General features: G+C 54.7%; 18 protein-coding genes, 1 riboswitch and 1 other annotated feature. Of the genes, 7 read left to right on the forward strand and 11 right to left on the reverse strand.

Annotated elements, in window-relative coordinates; all coding sequences use genetic code 11:
* The first annotated feature begins 40 nt into the window (after window positions 1–40).
* The 3 genes from RGB73_RS12145 (at window position 41) to RGB73_RS12155 (ending at window position 2,408) form a co-directional block, all read left to right on the forward strand.
* Complete coding sequence (locus RGB73_RS12145; protein WP_310772323.1) at window positions 41–907, forward strand: universal stress protein; 867 nt, start codon at window positions 41–43, stop codon at window positions 905–907.
* Window positions 908–1,107: 200 nt separating this feature from the next.
* On the forward strand, window positions 1,108–1,941 hold the full coding sequence (locus RGB73_RS12150; RefSeq protein WP_310772325.1) for a deoxyribonuclease IV: 834 nt from the start codon (window positions 1,108–1,110) through the stop codon (window positions 1,939–1,941).
* 62 nt (window positions 1,942–2,003) lie between these two features.
* Entirely contained in the window at window positions 2,004–2,408 is a 405-nt protein-coding gene (locus RGB73_RS12155; RefSeq protein WP_310772327.1) for a hypothetical protein, read from the forward strand.
* A 105-nt stretch (window positions 2,409–2,513) separates the two neighbouring features.
* On the opposite strand, the gene RGB73_RS12160 is transcribed toward RGB73_RS12155, so the two are convergent.
* Both RGB73_RS12160 and RGB73_RS12165 read right to left on the reverse strand, forming a co-directional pair.
* Window positions 2,514–3,524, reverse strand: coding sequence for a hypothetical protein (locus tag RGB73_RS12160; protein WP_310772329.1), 1,011 nt, complete (start codon window positions 3,522–3,524; stop codon window positions 2,514–2,516).
* A complete protein-coding gene (locus RGB73_RS12165) occupies window positions 3,463–4,128 on the reverse strand; it encodes a hypothetical protein (protein WP_310772331.1) in 666 nt (221 codons plus the stop codon). Before RGB73_RS12165 ends, RGB73_RS12160 begins: the two co-directional genes overlap by 62 nt.
* Before the next feature lie 95 nt (window positions 4,129–4,223).
* Here RGB73_RS12165 and RGB73_RS12170 point away from each other — a divergent pair, with 95 nt between their 5' ends.
* Window positions 4,224–4,784, forward strand: coding sequence for an NAD(P)H-dependent oxidoreductase (locus tag RGB73_RS12170; RefSeq protein ID WP_310772333.1), 561 nt, complete (start codon window positions 4,224–4,226; stop codon window positions 4,782–4,784).
* 71 nt (window positions 4,785–4,855) lie between these two features.
* Here RGB73_RS12170 and RGB73_RS12175 read toward each other — a convergent pair whose 3' ends face one another.
* The 4 genes from RGB73_RS12175 to RGB73_RS12190 all read right to left on the reverse strand — a co-directional run bounded on the left by RGB73_RS12175 (window position 4,856) and on the right by RGB73_RS12190 (window position 8,239).
* A complete protein-coding gene (locus tag RGB73_RS12175) occupies window positions 4,856–5,218 on the reverse strand; it encodes a winged helix-turn-helix transcriptional regulator (protein ID WP_310774255.1) in 363 nt (120 codons plus the stop codon).
* A gap of 232 nt (window positions 5,219–5,450) precedes the next feature.
* Entirely contained in the window at window positions 5,451–7,163 is a 1,713-nt protein-coding gene (argS, locus tag RGB73_RS12180; protein WP_310772335.1) for an arginine--tRNA ligase, read from the reverse strand.
* Window positions 7,164–7,233: 70 nt separating this feature from the next.
* Window positions 7,234–7,468, reverse strand: a binding site (T-box leader).
* A gap of 42 nt (window positions 7,469–7,510) precedes the next feature.
* Window positions 7,511–8,005: a hypothetical protein gene (locus RGB73_RS12185; protein WP_310772336.1), complete on the reverse strand. Its 495-nt coding sequence runs from the start codon at window positions 8,003–8,005 to the stop codon at window positions 7,511–7,513.
* A 135-nt stretch (window positions 8,006–8,140) separates the two neighbouring features.
* On the reverse strand, window positions 8,141–8,239 hold the full coding sequence (locus RGB73_RS12190) for a YjcZ family sporulation protein (protein ID WP_310772339.1): 99 nt from the start codon (window positions 8,237–8,239) through the stop codon (window positions 8,141–8,143).
* Window positions 8,240–8,453: 214 nt separating this feature from the next.
* Window positions 8,454–8,554, forward strand: a riboswitch (SAM riboswitch).
* Window positions 8,555–8,685: 131 nt separating this feature from the next.
* Here RGB73_RS12190 and metH point away from each other — a divergent pair.
* Window positions 8,686–12,135 carry a methionine synthase gene (gene metH, locus RGB73_RS12195; RefSeq protein WP_310772341.1) on the forward strand — a complete coding sequence of 1,150 codons (3,450 nt, stop codon included), beginning with the start codon at window positions 8,686–8,688 and terminating at the stop codon, window positions 12,133–12,135.
* A gap of 29 nt (window positions 12,136–12,164) precedes the next feature.
* Window positions 12,165–14,042, forward strand: coding sequence for a bifunctional homocysteine S-methyltransferase/methylenetetrahydrofolate reductase (locus RGB73_RS12200; protein ID WP_310774257.1), 1,878 nt, complete (start codon window positions 12,165–12,167; stop codon window positions 14,040–14,042).
* 59 nt (window positions 14,043–14,101) lie between these two features.
* Here RGB73_RS12200 and RGB73_RS12205 read toward each other — a convergent pair whose 3' ends face one another.
* From RGB73_RS12205 to RGB73_RS12225, 5 genes are all read right to left on the reverse strand, one after another.
* Window positions 14,102–15,088, reverse strand: coding sequence for a phosphotransferase (locus RGB73_RS12205; protein ID WP_310772343.1), 987 nt, complete (start codon window positions 15,086–15,088; stop codon window positions 14,102–14,104).
* Window positions 15,089–15,124: 36 nt separating this feature from the next.
* Window positions 15,125–15,721, reverse strand: a complete 597-nt coding sequence (locus RGB73_RS12210; protein ID WP_310772345.1) for a mismatch-specific DNA-glycosylase — start codon at window positions 15,719–15,721, stop codon at window positions 15,125–15,127.
* Between the two features lie 138 nt (window positions 15,722–15,859).
* The gene (locus RGB73_RS12215) at window positions 15,860–16,003 is read right to left on the reverse strand and encodes a hypothetical protein (RefSeq protein WP_310772347.1); all 144 of its coding nucleotides are present in this window, start codon (window positions 16,001–16,003) and stop codon (window positions 15,860–15,862) included.
* A gap of 110 nt (window positions 16,004–16,113) precedes the next feature.
* Entirely contained in the window at window positions 16,114–16,494 is a 381-nt protein-coding gene (locus RGB73_RS12220) for an SET domain-containing protein (RefSeq protein ID WP_310772349.1), read from the reverse strand.
* A 191-nt stretch (window positions 16,495–16,685) separates the two neighbouring features.
* A complete protein-coding gene (locus tag RGB73_RS12225; protein ID WP_310772350.1) occupies window positions 16,686–18,206 on the reverse strand; it encodes a carboxypeptidase M32 in 1,521 nt (506 codons plus the stop codon).
* Between the two features lie 238 nt (window positions 18,207–18,444).
* Between RGB73_RS12225 and RGB73_RS12230 the strand changes: the two genes are divergently transcribed.
* Window positions 18,445–20,043 carry a peptide chain release factor 3 gene (locus RGB73_RS12230; protein ID WP_310772351.1) on the forward strand — a complete coding sequence of 533 codons (1,599 nt, stop codon included), beginning with the start codon at window positions 18,445–18,447 and terminating at the stop codon, window positions 20,041–20,043.
* Window positions 20,044–20,047: the final 4 nt, after the last annotated feature.

Genomic DNA, 20,047 nt, shown 5'->3' on the forward strand with positions numbered 1-20,047 from the left:
GCTTTCCCTTGACCATGAGGAGAGGAAAGGACGTGTCCGTATGTCCCGAATTCTGGTACCTGTCGATTTTTCCGCACAGTCCATTCAGGCTGTCCGTTTTGCGATCGCCTATGCAGCACATAAGCATGAGTTGACGATTCTGCATGTCATCCCGCCGTTTCCTTCGCGGCAAGTGGTGCAGCGGCTGGGCTCCCGCAGTGTCGAATCGTTTCAAGCGGAGGAAGCGACGGAAGATTTGAAACCGTTTGTGGCATTGCTCAACGAAGCGGGTATAACCTACCGCCTGGAGATCGTTTTCGGCACTCCTCACGAAGTCATCGCGAAACAGGCGACGGATGACTACGCCGCCGTCATCATGGGGACGCACGGGTATGGGAGGATGACCGGATACTTGATGCAAAGCGTCAGCTATCCGATCGTTCACGACGCCAAAATCCCGGTATTTCTCGTATCCGAGGAGTCGGATGCAAGCCGTTTCCCTTGGCGCAAGGTCTTGATCGCCGTCGACGGATCAGACCAGGCGATGGCGGCCGCCAAAACGGCTATAGAACTGAGCGAAGGGATGGACGTCAGTTATACACTCTTGACAGTCGTGACGCCCCCGGTCGCTTATACCGGCATATACGGCGTCGGATGGCAGGACACGGGCTCCTTGGAAGAATGGGGCCGCGATACGCTGAAGCCCTACGAAGACATGCTTAAAGAAAAGCAGGTTTCTTTTGAAAGCAAGGTCTTGATCGGGGACCCGGCAATGCTGATCAAGGAGACGGCCAAGGAAGAAGATGCCGGGCTGATCGTGCTTGGCCATCACGGACTCGGAGGGATTGCGGGGACACTGGTCGGAAGCGTCACATTCAAGACCATTCACCGCACGCAGACCCCTCTGCTGATCGTCAAATCGGAATAAAGAGGAACAAAGAAAAACAGCGGCGCTCTGGGAATACGGACATTCCCGGATTGCCGCTGTTTTTCTTTGACGGTTGATCGGCTTGCCTATGTGCATCCTTTCGCCAAGCGGGGAAGTGCGATACAGGACAAACTCATTCATTTTCGATTGAGAACGAGGTCGTCTGGAGAAAATGGGAGAAAAGAAGAGGGGGGCAACGGATGAAGATCGGTAGCCACGTGAGCATTCGCCACGGATACGAAGCGGCCGCTAAGGTGGCAAGCAGTCAGGGAGCCAAGTCCTATCAGTTCTTTCCCAAAAATCCGCGAAGTTTGGGTGTAAAAGCGTTCGACGAGCGGGATGCCGAGGCATGCCGCGCCTATTGCGAGCAGCACGGCCTGTCGTCCATCGCGCACACGCCGTATACGGTGAATTTGTGCGCAGAGGGACCCGAGCTGTTCGAAGCGACGATCCGATCCGTGCGCAACGATCTTGCCATCGCGGAAGCGTGCGGAGCCGTCGGGGTGGTCGTTCATTTCGGCCACTACAAAGGAACCGACATCCTGGAAGGCTACAAACGGATGATCAGCATGATCAATCGCATTCTCGAAGGCTGGGAAGGGCGTGCCAAATTGCTGGTCGAGAACAATGCAGGCCAGGGCAATCGCATGGGCACGACACTGGAGGAGCTGACACAGGTGCGCCTTCTGGTAGCCGAACCGCAAAAAGTGGGATTTTGCTTCGATACGTGCCATGCGTTCGCAAGCGGGCTATGGCACGGAGACGACTGGGAGCAGGTGGCGGAGCGGATGCGCGAGAGCGATTACTTTGCCAGCTTGTGCGCAGTCCACTTGAACGACTCGGTCTATCCGTCCGGCTCTTTCCGCGACCGACACGCCAACATCGGGCAAGGGATGATCGGGGATGCTGCTTTCACAGCCTTTTTGCGGACACCGGAGCTGCAGGGGCTGCCAATCGTACTGGAGACGCCCCGTAGCGGCGAGGATGGCCATCGCCATGAGATCCGCCATGTACGGGAGTTGGCCGATCAGTAGCGGGGATGACCGACTTGTGGTACAGTGTGAGAGAATGTGTGGTCAATGAGGAGGTAACCTGGATGAAACGACGGATCAAGGTCACGATTGCAGATTTTGAATCGCTCAAAGAAAATTTGAACAACCCGGAGGAGCTGGCTTTGTACGAGACAGCGAACGGGAATACATACGATGCCGAAATCGAGCATGACGGCTATGCCATTGTCGATGTGACGGAGGACGACTATATCGAGCTGGCTCCGGGTGAGTACCAGCTGATGATCGAGGAGTGGACCGACGCCGGCAAAATCGGGGAGCTGACGCTGCAGACCATGTCCGACCCGGCCGACGACAAGGCACTGCTGTACCGTACAGTCGATGCAGGAGGCAAAGAGGTACAGGCCCCCGTCTCGCTGCCCAAGCAGGTAGTGGAGCTGGTTGCCAAGACGTGGTTCGGGAAGAAGCAAAAAACGGAAACAGAAGCATAACGCTGTAGGACAAGCAAAGGAGCGATTAATGGCATCGCTCCTATTGGCTTGTTATCAGCTTCTTTGGCTCTTTCTTGCCCTCACACATGCTCCGATTCCAGCCGGTCATTCATGGAAACGACACCGCTGATGATATAAAGAGGGGCTGACTCTTCCTTTGGCTCCACTCGTCGGGCGATGTTCATCCGCTCCCATTTTCGCAGCAGGCGGTCTGCTTCCGCCGCCGATGACGGCAAACAGAAACGCATAGCAGCAGGCAAGCATCATGCGCGTCCGATGTTGGAACAGCGCGAAGATTGGATCGATGTTCGGCTCATAGTCGTAGACGAGAGAAGTGTGGGAGTGGTTGGGAAACGTATAGACGACGCCCCCTTCCTCCGAATAGCTGATCGTGCAATGATTCCCCTGATGCCATGTGCGGACCATCGGCTCTGCCGTCTCATAGCATTCTCGCGTGTAGTAAGGCAGCTCTTTCAGGTAGAGCTCTCCGTAGTTGTCTATGACGTATCGCAGCACACCCGCTTCCTCTCTCGCGCGAATATTCCTCACGTATTGCGTCCTTTCGTACCAGATGTACATGCCCAAGAGCAATGCACTACATACGCTTGCGATGATGTAAGGCCCAGGAAACGAGTAGGAGATCTGCTGGACGTCGAAAAAAACGAAGGTGATGAAGAGGGCAGTGACGGCAGAGAGAATCTGCCATGGATACCCTCCGTTTTTCGTATAGAAAGCAGGGGCCTCATGGTAACGATAGTCTGCAAGGGTCTTCGGGTCCAGCTCATAAATGACACCTTTGCCTATGTCCGATACGGGTCGGATGATCTCTATTCTTTCCATATCCTTGAGGACCTGCTCACAGCGCACAAAACTCATATTCGTCCCCAACGACAGGAGGGGAATGGAGATCATCCCTTTGTTTTCGCAGGCGATCCGGATGACGGCGGCTTGAGTGGCTCGGCGAAATTGCTTGTCTGCTATTTTTTTCTCTTCGTAGAGGGAAAGCACATAGAAAACGGTGATTGGACCAAGCAGGATGGCAATGGCGCCGGCGTTATGTAACAGATTCGAGACAGTCACAATCGGTACGAAGGTAAATAAGATATGCACGCTCATTAGTACTATGATCATCAAGAGAATGAGAATGGTCGAATCCAGGAAAGTAGTACAGGATCTCATCGGAAGCCGCTACGCTCAGATCGATGTACCCTCGTTTTTGCAGCTCCGTTAATATTTTGTTGGCGCGGCCTAATGTCATCAGTTCCGATTGGGCAGCCAGATCCGCTGCGGTGAGGTAACCGTGCCGAGCCTTTGCAACCGACAATACGGCCATTGTGCTCTTGTTGTTCATCATCGTAAAGCGTCGGAGCTGCTGATAGGCTCTCGATCTGAACTTGCCGAATTTCATCTCCAAAGGCAGCCCGATGAGCAGGGCAATCGCCAAACAGAGAGCGAAGACATGCCAGGTGTGGACGTCGGCCTGAATGGCTTCGAGGATGAGATCGTGTTGAATGATGTCATCTTCTTCGAGGCTGGAGAAATAAGGAATCGCATACAACGTCCACAATTTCGCCAACAATAGCAAAACGAGCAGGATCGGAATCGTAAACAGCTGTCTCCATGGCAGATACGATAAGCCGCTACTCCCAAAGAAGAGGGATAAGCGGCTCCGAACGGGTAAAAAATCAAACATTGGACAGCCGGATTTTGTTACACTCACCTCTACGCCAGTACCTGAACAAAATGTGCGTACTTACACACAGGCCGTGCGCTCTCTATACTCAAAACGAAACCATTTTTGAGGAGGAGACATCGTTGAAAACGCTTGTGATCGTTACGCACCCTAGTATCGAAACATCCGTCATCAATAAACGGTGGGTAGAGGAGCTCAAAAAACATCCGGAAACGTATACCGTTCACGAATTGCATCAGGCTTATCCCGATGGAAACATCGACGTGGAAAAAGAACAGGAATTGGTTGAATCGCACGGGAATCTGGTTTTGCAGTTCCCGATCTACTGGTTCAATTGCCCGCCGCTGCTAAAGAAATGGCTGGACGAAGTTTTGACATATGGATGGGCGTACGGTTCGAACGGGGATAAAATGAAGAACCGCAAAGTGGCGTTAGGAGTATCGGCGGGGATCAAAAAGGAGGATTACTCCGAAGAGGGGAGATATCGGTATACGCTGGAACAAATCCTGGTTCCCTTCGAGACGACGTTCCAGTACTGCGATGCCGATTATCGTTCGTTCTATGCCTATTACGGTACAGAAAGCGAGCCCGGGGAAAATGTACCCGGTTCGGACAATGTATCGTCTGAAAGCGGGCTGGAAAAAAGCGCACAAGAATATGTGAAGTTTATCGACAGGCTGTAAGCGAATCGCTCCAATTACGCGAAAAAGAAGCATTTCCCGGGCGGGAGATACTTCTTCCGGTTTTCCAGCCGTTAAGCCTCCCGCTGTATCCTCTCTGGGACAGGCATGTTCTTCTCCCCCCAATCGCACATCATGTGGAGTACCGGGATGAGAGAAAGGCCGCGCTCGGTCAACGAGTATTCGACTTTCGGAGGTACTTGAGGGAATTCCGTGCGCAGGATCAGGCCGTCGGATTCCAGCTCTTTTAACATGATACTCAGCGTTTTGAAGGAAATGGTGCCGATACTCCGCTGCAGCTCATTAAAACGCATAACGGTGTTCTCGGACAGCCAATACAGAATAATCATTTTATATTTGCCGCCGATCAAGGATAGGGTGTATCCAAAGCCGGTGTCCTGCAGCTTTACTCCAGAAGGAACACAGGTATCTCGCACAGTTTGCACTCTCCTTTTCCGAAGAAGTGTAGGGGAAAACGGTGACTCATGACCGTTACGATCATTATGCAATCGGATGAGAAGCGTGTAAAGCGACAGGCGTAGTTCGGACCCTTTCAAAGGCATAACAATGCGAAACAGCGGAAGCCCCAAGACCTTTTTCGGTTCAAGGCTGCCGCTGTTTCGATTCTTGACGATTTGCATTTCGTATCCCTGAACAGGAATTCTTCGCTTACATCTCTTCCGGAGCTGCCAGTCCAAGCAGACGCAGGCCTTCCTTGAGGACCGCGACCACGGCGGCGACGAGCGCGAGGCGGGATGCCTTGACGTCCTCTTCTTCAGCGAGGATGCGGACGTTTGCGTAAAACTTGTTGAACGACTGAGCCAGATCGATCACGTATTTGCCGATCTGGGACGGGTCGAAGTTGTCCGCTGCGCGATCGACGATTTCCGGGAAAACATTCAGAAGCGTAATGACGGCCCATGCTTCCTTGCTGTACAGCGCGCCTGCAGCCAACGCTGCCGGAGCGGACTGGAAGCCGCCTCTGCGCAGCAGCGAGCATGCGCGCGCGTGGGTGTATTGCACGTAAGGCCCAGTCTCGCCTTCAAAGGTCAGCATTTCTTCCAGCGAGAAGTTGATGTCGTTCAGACGGTAGTTTTTCAGGTCGTGGAAAATGACTGCGCCCACACCGACTTGGCGAGCGACCTCTTCCTTGTTTGCCAAAGAAGGGTTTTTCTCCTCGATCACCTTTTGCACGTCCGCGATGGCCTGGGCGAGCACTTCTTCCAGCAGGACGACTTTCCCTTTGCGGGTGGACATTTTCTTGCCGTCCTTGAGCATCATGCCAAACGGGATGTGGTGCATGTCGCGGGACCATTCATAGCCCATTTTTTCCAGGACCTTGTAGAGCTGTTGGAAGTGGAGGCGCTGCTCGTTTCCAACGACGTACAGCGCTTTGGCGAAATCGTACGTCTCGTGGCGGTACAGGGCGGCGGCCAGATCTCGCGTCGCGTACAGCGTCGCACCATCCGATTTTTTGATCAGGCAAGGCGGCATGTCGTATTCATCCAGGTTGACGACGAGTGCTCCTTCCGATTCGGTCAGGAGACCTTTTTCTTCCAGCAAAGTCACGACACGGTCCATCTTGTCGTTGTAGAACGCTTCGCCGTGGGTCGAGTCGAAGGAGACGTTCATCAGGTCGTAGATCTTCATGAACTCTTTCAGCGATTCGTCGCGGAACCATTTCCACAGATGCTGCGCTTCCTCGTCGCCGTCCTCGAGCTTTTTGAACCATTCCCGGCCCTGGTCCTCCAGAGAAGGATTGTCTTTTGCTTCCTCGTGAAAGCGTACGTACAGGGTGAGCAGCTCTTTGATTGGTTCGGCTTTTACTTTCGCTTCGTCCCCCCACAGGCGGTACGCCACGATCAGCTTTCCAAACTGGGTGCCCCAGTCGCCGAGATGGTTGATCCGCACGGGTTCATAGCCTTGCTTTTCCATGATGTTGGCGATCGCGTTGCCGATGACGGTGGAGCGCAGATGGCCCATGGAAAACGGCTTGGCGATGTTCGGGGAGGAGAGGTCGATCGGCACTTTGCGGCCTTTGCCTGCATCGCTGCTGCCGTAGTTGCTGCCTTGCGCGAGGATCGCTCCGATGACTTGCTCGGCGACGCTGGCCTGATCGAGGAACAGGTTGACGTACGGTCCGACAGCAGACACTTCGCGCAGCGGCGTTCCGCTGATTTTTCCTGCCAGCTCGGAGGCGATCATCGGCGGAGCCTTGCGCAGCGCTTTGGCCAGCTGGAAGCAAGGAAACGCGATGTCCCCCATGGCAGGATTCGGAGGTGTCTCCAGCATGCCGTATACCGTTTGTTCAGAAAAGTTTTCCACGCCCAGCTGTGCGAGCGCATCGGCGATTTTTTCCGCCACTTGGTGTTTGTAGCTCATGTCAATCTCCTTTCAGATGGGAAAGAGGTAGGGGATGCTCTCAATAAAAAAACCTCTGCGTCTCCTGTAAAAAAGAGACGAGAGGTTGTGCTCCCGCGGTGCCACTCTTGTTGTTTTTGCCAAGGCAAAAACCGCTTGATCTGCTGTAACGGGCAGTCCCGGCGAATCCCTACGCGATCTGCGCATGCAGATGTTCAGGCCGCATCTCCGAGGTGCGCTTCCCCGCATGGTCTGGCATCGGGCTCGCACCGTCCCCGACTCGCTTAGGCATTTCCATGGAGTACTTTCCTCATCGTCGATAGTTCTATTCTTTAGCATTATAGCTGGTGAGCCGCCGGTCGCGCAACTCACTCTTCAGGCTTTCGCAAAATCTTGTCGAGCTGGGCGAAGTATTCCTGCGTCATTTTTTCCTTGTCCTCGGCGCTCAAATTCTCCGCGTTCATCCATTGCGCCTTGAACTGCTCCAGCTCCTTCAGCATGGCCAGCTCGGCGGCGGCGTCCTCTTCCAGATCATAGTTTTCCGTCGGATCGAACGGAATCAGGCGGTTGTCGTTGCCGCTGCGCAAATAGGGTGAACGCCAAAAGTCAGGGAAGCGGTACGACTGCTCGCCGAAGATCAATCCCAGCACATCGTCCGATTCGAGCGGGAGGAAGTGGTCGTAGTGTTCGCGGCGTCCGCCTTCGGAAAGATTGATGTGGGACAGAGCGTAGCGCAAAAAATGTTCTCCCGTCTCCCGGTTTTTCACGATCGAGTACGTCTCGAAATCGCTCTGCTCCAGTTCCTTGATCGTTTCGAGAGCGGATAGAAATTCATCCTTCTCCCGTGAATGTAATGGGTCCACAGCGATTCGCTCCTTTGCTTTGCTTCGATCCCATCATATCAAATGAGGCGGTGGCTGACAATGAACGGAGCACCGGGGAAGAACCCCCCTAAAAAACAAAAAAGCACCATATCGGTGCTTTTTCGTGTGTAAAGATTAATCGCAGTCACACCCCACGATTACCAACAAGATAAACAGTACGAGCACAATGGCGAAAGTTTCACCAAAAAATCCTCCGCAGAAAGATGTACTCATGTTTGTTTCCCCTCCTTTCGTTATGCTCTAGTCTATACACGAGAGCGGAGATTGGCGTGGGCGAATGACCAGTTCCGGGAAAAATGGGCGCAGACTTTTTCGACAACAGTAAATATTAGACAAATTCTCAATTGACGAAGCGACAGGGGGGTGATAAGATACTTGCAAACATGATGGAAGCAATACAAGCTAGCAATTTCATATATGCGAACGACTCTTATCCAGAGAGGCAGAGGGACTGGCCTGATGAAGCCTCGGCAACCGGTGTAAATCCGGTGCCAATTCCAGCAAAGCTACGGCTTTGAAAGATAAGAGGATGGCTCGGCGTTTCTGTAATCCGCGGACAAATCCTCTTCTTTTCAAAAGAAGGGGATTTTTTGTTACATCAAACGAAGGAGAGGGATTGGCGCGAGGGAAGCCGATTCCTTGAGAAAAGGAGCAAGCTGATGAAACCGACATTTCGCGAACAGCTATCCCGCAAGATATTGATTCTGGACGGCGCGATGGGGACGATGCTGCAGCAGGCAAACCTGACTGCCGCCGACTTTGGCGGCGAAGAGTACGACGGCTGCAACGAGCTGCTGAATTTGACCCGGCCCGATGTAATCCGCTCGATCCACGAGAAGTACCTGGAGGCGGGAGCAGATATCATCGAAACGAATACCTTCGGCGCGACCTCGATCGTGCTCGCCGAGTACGACGTTTCGGATAAAGACCTCGAGATCAACATTGCCGCAGCCCGTTTGGCTAAAGAAGCGTCGGAGAAATACGCGACGAGCGAATGGCCGCGCTTCGTGGCCGGCTCGATGGGACCGACGACGAAGACGCTTGCCTTGACAGGCGGAGTCACCTTCGACGAGCTGATAGAAGCGTACTATCGCCAGGCAAAGGGCCTGATCCTGGGCGGAGCGGATGTGCTGCTCCTGGAGACCTCTCAGGATACATTGAATGTCAAGGCTGGGGGCATCGGGATTCGCAAAGCCTTCACCGAACTGGGCACCGAGCTGCCCGTCATGCTTTCCGGAACGATCGAGCCGATGGGAACGACGCTCGCCGGTCAAAACATAGAAGCTTTCTATTTCTCCCTGGAGCATCTCAAACCGGTCACGGTCGGTCTGAACTGTGCGACCGGACCCGAGTTTATGCGCGACCATCTGCGAACGCTCTCCGGCCTGGCGCAGTGCGGCATCAGCTGTTATCCAAACGCGGGGCTGCCGGATGAAAACGGGCATTACCACGAGACACCGCAAGGCCTCGCCGCCAAAATGCGGGCATTCGCGGAGCAGGGCTGGCTGAACGTCGCGGGAGGGTGCTGCGGCACGACGCCGGAGCATATCAAGGCGATGGCGGAGGCGCTCGCAGATTGCAAGCCGCGGACCCAGGCTGTGGAACCGGTCAGCGCCGTATCGGGAATCGACGTCGTCTACGTGGAAGACGACAACCGTCCGCTGCTCGTGGGTGAGCGGACCAACGTCATCGGTTCGAAAAAGTTCCGTGACCTCATCGCAGCAGGCAAGTACGAAGAGGCGTCGGACATCGCCCGGGCGCAAGTGAAACGCGGCGCGCATGTCATCGACATCTGCCTGGCCGACCCGGACCGTGACGAATACGAAGATATGGAAAAATTTTTGCAATTTGTCGTGAAAAAGGTCAAGGCCCCCCTCATGATCGACTCCACCGATGCGAAGGTGATGGAGCTGGGTCTTCGCTATTCGCAAGGAAAGGCGATTCTGAACTCGATCAACCTGGAGGACGGACTGGAGCGCTTTGAGGAAGTCGCCCCGCTGATCCACAAGTTCGGGGCAGCGGTCGTAGTGGGAACGATCGAAGAAGCAGGGATGGCCGTCACACGCGAGAAAAAGCTGGAGGTCGCCAAACGCTCCTACGATATCTTGGTGAACCAGTACAAAGTCAAACCGCAGGACATCATTTTCGATCCGCTCGTTTTTCCGGTCGGAACGGGAGACGAGCAGTACATCGGTTCGGCGCTTGAAACGGTGGAAGGGATTCGGCTGATCAAACAGGCGATGCCGGAATGCAAGACCATACTAGGGGTCAGCAATGTCTCCTTCGGTCTGCCTCCTGCAGGCCGGGAAGTGCTGAACGCGGTATTCCTGTACCATACGACGCTTGCCGGTCTGGACTACGCGATTGTCAACACCGAGAAGCTCGAGCGTTATGCTTCGATCCCGGAAGAGGAGCGGAAGCTGGCGGAAGCGCTCCTGTTCGAAACGAACGACGAGACGCTGGCTGCCTTCACAGAGTTTTATCGCCAGAAGAAAAAGGAAGTGAGCGTGGAAGTCTCCTCGCTGACGCTGGAGGAGCGGCTGGCGCGCTACGTCGTGGAAGGCTCCAAGGATGGCTTGTTCGACGATCTGAAGCTCGCGCTGGAGAAGTACGCTCCGCTGGAAATTATCAACGGGCCGCTGATGGCGGGAATGGAAGAGGTCGGCCGCCTGTTCAACGGCAACCAGCTGATCGTCGCGGAGGTCCTGCAAAGCGCGGAGGTCATGAAAGCATCCGTGTCGTATCTGGAGCCGTTCATGGAGAAGACGGAATCGGCAGCCAAAGGAAAGATTTTGCTTGCGACAGTCAAGGGCGATGTGCATGACATCGGGAAAAACCTCGTGGAAATTATCCTCGCAAACAACGGCTATGAAGTCGTCAACCTCGGGATCAAGGTACCGCCGGAGCAATTGATCGCCGCTTGCCGTGAAGAAAAGCCGGATGCCATCGGCTTGTCGGGGCTGTTGGTGAAATCGGCCCAGCAGATGGTCATCACGGCACAAGATTTGCGGGATGCGGGAATCGATGTGCCGATGATGGTCGGAGGGGCCGCGCTGACGCGAAAATTCACCTCCAACCGGATCGCACCGGAATATCGAGGCATCGTCCTGTATGCCAAGGATGCAATGGATGGGCTGGATTTGGTGAACCGCCTGCAAAATCCGGAAGAGCGTGAGCGGCTGATCCAGGAGCAGCAGCTTTTGCATGAGGCGGCGGCTGCCGCCGTGCAGCCCGTCCAGGAAACGAAGAAATCGCCGCTCCCAGCCCGCTCTGCCATCAGCAAGACGGTGCCCGTGCACATTCCGCCGGATTGCGAACGCCACGTCCTGCGGCAGTACCCGATTGCTCATTTGCAGCCGTACCTGAATTTGCGGATGCTGCTGGGCAAGCACCTGGGAGTACGCGGAAACGTCGACAAGCTGCTCGAATCGGGGGACGAAAAAGTGCTCCAGCTCTACGAAATCGTCGAAGAGCTGTTGAACGAAGCCAAGCAGCAGGGTACGATTACCGCCCACGGTGTTTATCAATTTTTCCCTGCCCAATCGGACGGCAATGACGTGCTCGTCTACGATCCGAAGGACCACAGCAAGCTCTTGGAACGATTCCAGTTCCCGCGCCAGCCAGAGGAGCCGCACTTGTGCCTGGCGGATTTTCTCAGACCGGTGGAAAGCGGCGAAATGGACTATGTCGGATTCTTGACCGTGACCGCAGGAGGAGGCATCCGCGAGCGTTCGACCGAGTTGAAAGAACGCGGCGACTATTTGCGCTCCCACGTCCTCCAGGCATTGGCATTGGAGCTGGCAGAAGCGTTTGCCGAGCGGATTCACCACATCATGCGCGATGTATGGGGAATTCCCGATCCGGCTGAGATGACCATGCTGGAGCGCTTCGGGGCCCGCTACCAAGGGATACGCGTCTCGTTCGGATATCCCGCGTGCCCGAATTTGGAGGATCAGGCCCAGCTGTTCCGCTTGCTGCAGCCGCAGAGCATCGGCGTGCAGCTGACCGAAGGCTTCATGATGGAGCCGGAAGCATCGGTCTCCGCCATGGTGTTTGCCCATCCGGAAGCCCGTTATTTTAACGCCGGACCGTCGGTGTTTGAAGCGTAAACGGAATCAAAAGGAGAGAAGTGATTGAGTTGACGACGAGCAAGAAAGATTTGCGCGAGTACTTGCAGGATCACCTGCTGATTGGTGACGGAGCGATGGCGACCCAGCTTTACCGGCTGGGCGTCCCGATGGGGGTCAGCTTTGAGGAGCTGTGCCTCTCCAATCCCAAGCTCGTGCAAGAAGTGCACGACTCCTATTACGAGGCGGGAGCGAGGCTTCTGGAGACCAATACGTATTCGGCAAACAGGGACTCCCTGTCCCGCTACGGGCTGGAGCATAAAGTGGCGAGGATCAATCGCCTGGCGGTGAAAATCGCCCGAGAGTCGGCGAAAGACGACGCGTATGTCGCCGGGAGCATCGGTTCGATCTTGGCGGGGCGCGTACGAAAAAAAGTGCTGGATGAATATCGCGACCAGTACGAAGAGCAGGCGATCGCCTTGCTGCATGCAGGGGTCGACGCCATCATCCTGGAGACCTTTCTGGATGTGGAGGAGCTGCTGCTGGCGCTGGAGGTCATCCGGCCGCTGACAGACGCTCCGCTGATCGCTCAGCTAGCCACGCTGGAGGTAGGGCGGACGCGGGATGGATACGCGTTGACAGAGGCGTTTCGTCAATTGAAGGCAGCGGGGGCCGACGTGATCGGTCTCAACTGTCGCCTCGGCCCTGCCGAAATATTGCGATCGTTTGAAAATGTGACGGTGCCGGAGCAGACGCTGCTGTCAGCCTTTCCCAATGCAGGGAGGCTGGGGCTTACGGACGGAGAGTACGCGTACAAGTCGACTCCCGACTATTTCGCAAAGAGTGCCTTGCGTCTGCGGGAGCAAGGAATCCGGCTCCTGGGAGGCTGCTGCGGGACGACCCCACAGCACGTCAAGGCGATGGCAGACGCTCTGGAATCGCTGGAGCCGCAACTCCGGGTCAACCCGATCTTCACACAGGGCGACAGCCCGCAGGTGTCGGTCCAGCATGTGCGGGACGCAGACAAACCGAGCATCGTCGAGCGAGTCAAGACAGAGACGACGATCATCGTCGAGTTCGATCCGCCGCGCGATCTGGATGCCGATTCGTTTTTGGAAGGCTGCTGCGAACTGCACAGAGCCGGGGCGGATGCGATTACCCTGGCGGACAATTCGCTCGCGACCGTACGGATGAGCAATATGGCTTTGGGAGCGTTGATGAAGAGCAGGCACGGCATCGAGCCGCTGCTGCACATCGCGTGCCGCGACCGCAACCTGATCGGCCAGCAGTCCCATCTGATGGGGCTGCATGCGCTCGGCATCGACCAAATCCTGGTGATCACCGGAGACCCGTCCCGCTTCGGGGATTTGCCAGGGGCCACCTCGGTATTTGACGTTACTTCCTTCGATTTGATTCGGATGGTGAAGCAGTTGAACGAAGGCGTCTCGTTCGCAGGCCGTCCTCTCAAGCAAAAGGCCCAGTTCATAGTAGGCGCGGCGTTCAACCCGAACGTCAGACAGATGGATGCGGCGATCGCCCGGCTGGAAAAGAAAGTGGAGGCAGGGGCTGATTACATCATGACTCAGCCTGTGTACGACGCCGAGTCAATCAAGCTCGTGTACGAAGCTACGAAGCATATCGACATTCCGGTTTTCCTCGGCATCATGCCATTGACCAGCTCGCGAAATGCGGAATTCCTGCATAATGAAGTGCCAGGCATCAAGCTGTCCCCCGAAGCGCTGGAGAGGATGAAGAGAGTGCAGCAGGGAGAAGCGGCCCGGCAGGAAGGGATCCAGATGGCCAAGGAGCTGCTCGATACGGCTATCCGTTATTTCAACGGGATTTACCTGATCACACCGTTCCACTATTCCTCCATGACTGCCGAGCTGGTGCAATACGTGCGTCAGCAAAGCGCTTTGCTGAAAGTACAGGCGGCCGCACATACGTGAGGTGCCAATTGAAAGAAAAAGGGCTCTTGCATGAAGAGGATGGCAATTTGTGCCGCTCTTCATTCGAGAGCCCTCATTTTTTCCAGCATGTACGCGCTTTTTTTGATCTCCCGCTTCAGAAACTGCCGGATCTCGTTCTCCGTCATGTCCAGGTATTGCTTCTGCCGCAAAAACCGTTCCGTGATATGAGGAAAAGCGAGGTCTACATATAGCAGATGACGCTGCCGACGGGTGAGAGGATTTTCCCGCAGATAACCTTTCATCAGCTGCCGGAAACCATGGCGATCCCAGTCCCCATCTTTGCGCATCAAAAGCGACAGCACCCGGCTGATATCCTTGGATGGAAAATCGTAACGGACGTCTTCCCAGTCAATGACTGTAATCTTCTGCTTCGTCGACAGCAGATTCCCGTTGTTAAAGTCGCCGTGGCAAAGAAAATGCTCGGAGCACGGGAGCTGCTTCCACTTTTGAAAATAGGATGAATGATGCAGACTGTCAGCTGCGATTTTGCCCGCGATGAGAAAAAAGGGGAGGTGCCAGACAATCATCGCATGCTTGGAATCGGTGCAGGCAGCGTGCTGGTCCTTCCACAGCTTCATGCTGGCGAGATCCTTCTCGTACTCTTCTTCCCAGGTCGATGAAGCATTAAAGTCATCGCTTAAGGGGGAGGAAAACCCCAGCGACGCAGCGTGTATTTTCCCCAGCGTGGAGCCGGTACGCCTAAGCCGCGCGGGAGAGTTGAGGGCGAGCATCGGACCTGATGCCCATTCCTGGATGAGAAAGGGGGAGCGGTTCCAGAAAATGTAACGGCGCCGGTCCTTGGTCCTTTTTACATTTGGAATGGCGATGCCTTTCTTTCGCAAATATTCTTCGGCGTCCAGGATGAAGTCTTGCCTTTCCGCCGTGGTAAACAGGCTTTTACCCAAGTATTTTGCTTTGGGGGTATGCAGAACGACGACAAGCGATTTGCCGGAATCTCTCATGACTTCGTAGCGGACGATTTTGAGCTCGTATTCCTCCTCGATCATGTGGATGAGTGTGTTCACGTCTCCCCTCCTCAAAGAATCGAGTATATGAATATCCTACTGTTCGAAAGGAGGAGGGGTGACAGGGGATACCAGTGGATGCCAGCCCTTCTCTCGCAAAAAGCGGCTGAGCTGACCGAACATGGCGAGTCTGTCCTCGCGGCTGAAGGAAGCGTTTGCCCCACTGGTGGAAGGAATGACGAATATGTAGCTGCCAGGCCAATCGTCTGATCCGAATTCGCGCTTCGGCTGCAAGCCGAGTGAGACGGGCTCCTTCTTTTTTCCGGTGGCATGGCGAAAGGCCGTAATGCCGTTAAAGCAGATGACCCGGGGTCGGTACGCCCTGATCATCTGGACGAACTGCTCTGCCCCGTTTGCAAAATCGCGCTCCGACAGGTCTGAGGACGAGCGGGTCGGGCGGGAGACCAGATCTGTGATCCCGTACTGGTAGTCAAGCAAACGGGCCGTTTCCTCCGGGGCGAGCTGCCTCGGAGTCAATCCCCCTTCGTGCAGGCCGCGCCAGAAGAGGTTGGCTGGATTGGCGTAGTGGTAGCCGGCTGTCGCGGAGACCCTCCCGGGGTTGATCCCGCAAAACAATACCGTCAGGTCGCGCCGAATGTAGGTAGGCAGCCATTTTTCCGTAAAATCGACCATGGACATTCCCTCCTGATATTCCCATTGTAGCATAGAAGGAGATGGGGGCTCCTGGCAAGGGGAATGAGGGCAGAGCCCGCTCACGCTGCAGGAGAAACAAAAAACCACCCGATTGAAACGGATGGCGGACGTTTGTTTTTAAAGCTGCGGATAGGGCAGCATTTGTTCTGGTTCAGCAGGGAGAAACTGCTCAATTTCATTGCGAACGAATTTTTTGGCCTCGAACGGGACTTCCAGTTGATCTTCTTTTCCCCACAGCCAGCTCGACAAAGATGAAAGCATCGGTATGATCCCTCACTTTTTGAAAATGATTGACACAAGAACAGCATACTCCTGTTTCGTGTCCGTGAGGTTGCCGGAATGTGAAGAAGCTGTGAAGAATTGGAAAAAAGTTACTCCTCTTCGTCGAACCAGAGGGGATCTTTGTTGTCGACATCGCCGTTGTAATTGATCAGGATTTCCTCTCCAGCCTTGATGTCTTTGTAGGCATAAAATTCAAAGGTATGATTATCGAAATTGATGTCGTACGTAGCGTTCGGTTCATAGGAGTGGTTGAACAGCATGCCGTAGCCCAAGAGGATCGCGGTATGGTTCGCGCCGTATTCAAACGCGTAATCGGCGATCAGCGTTTTCTCAATGAACTCATGTTCTGCGTTCGGATAAGGCAGAACGGGTGCCTCGTGAATCAATTCGCCTTTGCTGATGTCTTGCGTAGCAAACACGCCCCGATTCAGATCTCCGCTGCTAAGTAGGGATGTTTTGACTTCCAACATGTTCGTCACCTGCGCATTCTTTTATGGGAAAAGGAAATCCCGTTTTTTCTAAGCATGACAGCAGGACGCCAGGAAAGCAACCCATTCTCTCGTGGAAAAATGAGCAAAAGTGTCCGTGCGACTTTTGCGACTGGCTCATGTGCGTGAAAAAAGCGCCCTTTGTATAAAGAGCGCCTTTGCCTTGGTTGCAACTACAGCTGATAAATCTCTGTAAACTTTTTCTCCAGATAGTCCATCAGGTACGTCGCGTTTGTGCCTTCGCCTGTGATATCGTGTACGAGCTCCTGAGGGCTCTTCATTTTTCCGTACTGGTGAATCTTCTCTTTGAGCCACTGGCGGATCGGTGCGAACTCGCCGCTTGCCACCAGCTCTTCGTAGCCGCTGATTTCCTGCTGCATGACGTGGGCGAATTGAGCTGCGTACACGTTGCCCAAGGAGTAAGTCGGGAAGTAGCCGAAGCTTCCGCCGGACCAATGCACATCCTGCAAGACGCCAAGCGTGTCGGTTGGGGGCACGATGCCGAGGTAGTCCTTCATTTTCTCGTTCCAGATCGCGGGCAAGTCGGCTACTTCGAGGGTACGGTTGATCAGCCCTTTTTCGATTTCATAGCGGATCATTACGTGCAGATTGTAGGTCAGCTCGTCCGCTTCCGTCCGGATGTAGGAAGGAGTGACCTCGTTGATGGCACGGAAGAACGATTCTACGCCAACCCCGGAAAATTGGGCAGGGAACGCTTTTTGCAAGTCGCCGTACAAGCCCTTCCAGAACGGCAGGCTGCGTCCGACCATGTTTTCCCAGAACCGGGATTGCGATTCGTGAATACCCATGGAAGTGCCGTCACAGAGCGGAGTGAACAAAAGCTTCTGATCGATGTTCTGCTCGTACATGGCATGCCCCGCTTCATGGATGCTGCTAAACAGTGCGTAGCTGAATTCGTTTGCGTCGTAGCGGGTCGTGATGCGGACGTCGCCTGGATTGAAAGAAGTGCAGAACGGATGGACGCTGCGGTCCATGCGTCCGGCCTGGAAGTCGTAGCCGATGCGCTCCAGGACGAAGCGGTTAAAGGCTTCCTGCTCGGCAATCGGGAAGTGCCGTTTCAGGAAGGACGTGTCGGGCTTGTTCGGCGAATCCGCGATGGCAGAGACGAGCTTGACCGTTTTTTCCCGCAAGGTAGCGAAGATCGGGTCCAACTGATCCACGGTCATGCCGGGTTCGTACAGATCAAGCAGGGTGTTGTATTTGTTTTTGCCGTCATTGCCCCAATACTCGATGAATTCCAGCTGGTAGCTGACGATTTTCTCCAGGTACGGCTGGAACATGGAAAAGTCGTTTTTCTCACGGGCTTCTTCCCAGATCGTTTCCGCTTGGGAGGTCAGCACCACGAATTCCTGGTACTTGGCCGCTGGAATTTTCTTGTTGCGGTCGAATTCTTTTTTGCACTCGCTTACGGTATGGCGGGTCACATCGTCCAGCGCTTCGAAGGCCGCAGGTTCGCTTAGGGACTCCAAAAATTCTTCCATCTCTTTGGAGGTCGCCAGTTTGAACTGTTCGCCTGCCAGGGTGCCGATCACTTCAGAGCGAGCGTCCATTCCTTTGCGAGGAGCCTTCGTCGCTTTGTCCCAATGAAGGACGGCGAGTGCCTGGTTGTAGCTCGTCATCTTTTTTACGTAGTCACGAAAAGCGGTTGCGCGTGCTTCCAGATTGGTCGTCATGGGATCCCTCCTGATATGATGGTAGTATGTACGATCTCGATGCCTTGCGAGCTCTTTTTCAGCAGCTCCGGAATTCATAAGCGGCTGCGCATGAATTCCTACACGTTCAAAAAATTTTTACTACTACACAATTATACCGCCTCCATAAAAAAATACTAGGTGGATGCGTCAAGCAAATGTCGGTATAATCGTAAGGAAAAGCATGTGGCTACTTAATCGTAATGACAGGAGAATGAAGATGAGTCAAACCAATCCCCAATGGGTGCAGGAAATAGCGAAACGCCGCACCTTTGCGATCATCTCTCACCCGGACGCGGGCAAGACCACCATGACCGAAAAACTGCTCTACTACGGCGGAGCGATCCGTGAAGCGGGAATGGTCAAAGGCCGTAAAAACTCCAAGCACGCGACGTCGGACTGGATGGAGATCGAGAAAAAGCGCGGAATTTCGGTGACGTCTTCCGCGATGGACTTTGAATACAAGGGACACCATATCAACATTTTGGATACACCTGGTCACCAGGACTTCAGCGAAGACACGTATCGGACGCTGACCGCAGCAGACGCGGCTGTGATGATCATTGACGTTGCGAAAGGGGTCGAGGCGCAGACCATCAAGCTGTTCAAAGTTTGCCGGATGCGCGGGATTCCGATCTTTACGTTCGTCAACAAGCTGGACCGCCACGGGAAAGACCCGTTCGAGCTGCTGGAAGAAATCGAGCGCGTACTGGGTATCCGCTCGTATCCGATGAACTGGCCGATCGGCATGGGCAGCTACTTCAGCGGCGTTTACGACCGGATGAAATCGCGGGTGGAGCTGTACCAAAACGGCTCCCAGCACGAGGAGATTTCCTTTTTCCCTGTGGGGGGCGCGGAAGATCCGCTGATCGGCGAACGCGTCGGCGAGGACCTGTGGCAGCAGCTGCAGGATGAGATTTCCCTTCTGGACGTAGCCGGCGACGATTACAATGAGGAGCTGATCGCCAAGGGGGAGCTGACGCCGGTCTTTTTCGGCAGCGCGATCAACAATTTCGGCGTGCAGACATTCCTGGACAACTTCCTGCAAATGGCTCCGCCGCCCTCTCCGAAAAAGAGCAATGTCGGCTTGATCGATCCGTACTCGAATGCGTTTTCCGGTTTCATTTTCAAGATCCAGGCCAATATGAATCCCGCTCACCGGGACCGCATCGCGTTCCTCCGTATTTGCTCCGGAAAGTTCGAAAGGGGCATGTCCGTCAAGCATGTGCGCTTGGGCAAGGACATCAAGCTGGCCCAGCCGGTGCAGTTTATGGCGCAGGACCGCGAAATCGTCGAGGAATCGTACGCAGGAGATGTCATCGGTCTGTTTGACCCGGGCATTTTCCAGATCGGCGATACGCTCTGTGTCGGACAGTCGTTCGAGTACGAGGAAATGCCGCACTTCTCGCCGGAGTTTTTCTCCAAGGTCATGGTGAAAGACGCCATGAAGCACAAGCAGTTCCAAAAGGGCATCATGCAGCTCACGGAAGAGGGGACGGTCCAGCTTTTCCGCACCCATCCGATGGAAGAGCTGATCCTGGGCGTGGTCGGTGTGCTCCAGTTCGAAGTGCTGGAGTACCGTCTGAAGGCCGAGTATGGCGTGGACATCATGCTGACCCGAATGCCGTATCAAATCGCTCGCTGGCTGGAAGGCGACAAGGCGGAGCTGGAAAAGCTCAAGAGCAAAACGGTCACGGATCGTTACGGCCGCCCCGTCATGCTGTTTGAGAGCGAATACCAGCTGCGGGTCGCAATGGATAAATACCCGTCGATCAAGTTCCACGAAAGCTCGCTCGGACTGAAGTCGCTGCTTTCATAAGCGG

Source organism: Brevibacillus brevis (assembly GCF_031583145.1).
GTDB classification, from domain to species: domain Bacteria; phylum Bacillota; class Bacilli; order Brevibacillales; family Brevibacillaceae; genus Brevibacillus; species Brevibacillus brevis_E.

Coding starts and splice junctions, on each gene's coding strand:
- RGB73_RS12145 (WP_310772323.1), top strand. CDS start 41: ATGTCCCGAATTCTGGTACCTGTCGATTTTTCCGCACAGTCCATTCAG.
- RGB73_RS12150 (WP_310772325.1), top strand. CDS start 1,108: ATGAAGATCGGTAGCCACGTGAGCATTCGCCACGGATACGAAGCGGCC.
- RGB73_RS12155 (WP_310772327.1), top strand. CDS start 2,004: ATGAAACGACGGATCAAGGTCACGATTGCAGATTTTGAATCGCTCAAA.
- RGB73_RS12160 (WP_310772329.1), bottom strand. CDS start 3,524: ATGAGCGTGCATATCTTATTTACCTTCGTACCGATTGTGACTGTCTCG.
- argS (WP_310772335.1), bottom strand. CDS start 7,163: ATGAGCTACAAACACCAAGTGGCGGAAAAAATCGCCGATGCGCTCGCA.
- RGB73_RS12190 (WP_310772339.1), bottom strand. CDS start 8,239: ATGAGTACATCTTTCTGCGGAGGATTTTTTGGTGAAACTTTCGCCATT.
- metH (WP_310772341.1), top strand. CDS start 8,686: ATGAAACCGACATTTCGCGAACAGCTATCCCGCAAGATATTGATTCTG.
- RGB73_RS12210 (WP_310772345.1), bottom strand. CDS start 15,721: ATGGTCGATTTTACGGAAAAATGGCTGCCTACCTACATTCGGCGCGAC.
- RGB73_RS12215 (WP_310772347.1), bottom strand. CDS start 16,003: ATGCTTTCATCTTTGTCGAGCTGGCTGTGGGGAAAAGAAGATCAACTG.
- RGB73_RS12220 (WP_310772349.1), bottom strand. CDS start 16,494: ATGTTGGAAGTCAAAACATCCCTACTTAGCAGCGGAGATCTGAATCGG.
- RGB73_RS12225 (WP_310772350.1), bottom strand. CDS start 18,206: ATGACGACCAATCTGGAAGCACGCGCAACCGCTTTTCGTGACTACGTA.
- RGB73_RS12230 (WP_310772351.1), top strand. CDS start 18,445: ATGAGTCAAACCAATCCCCAATGGGTGCAGGAAATAGCGAAACGCCGC.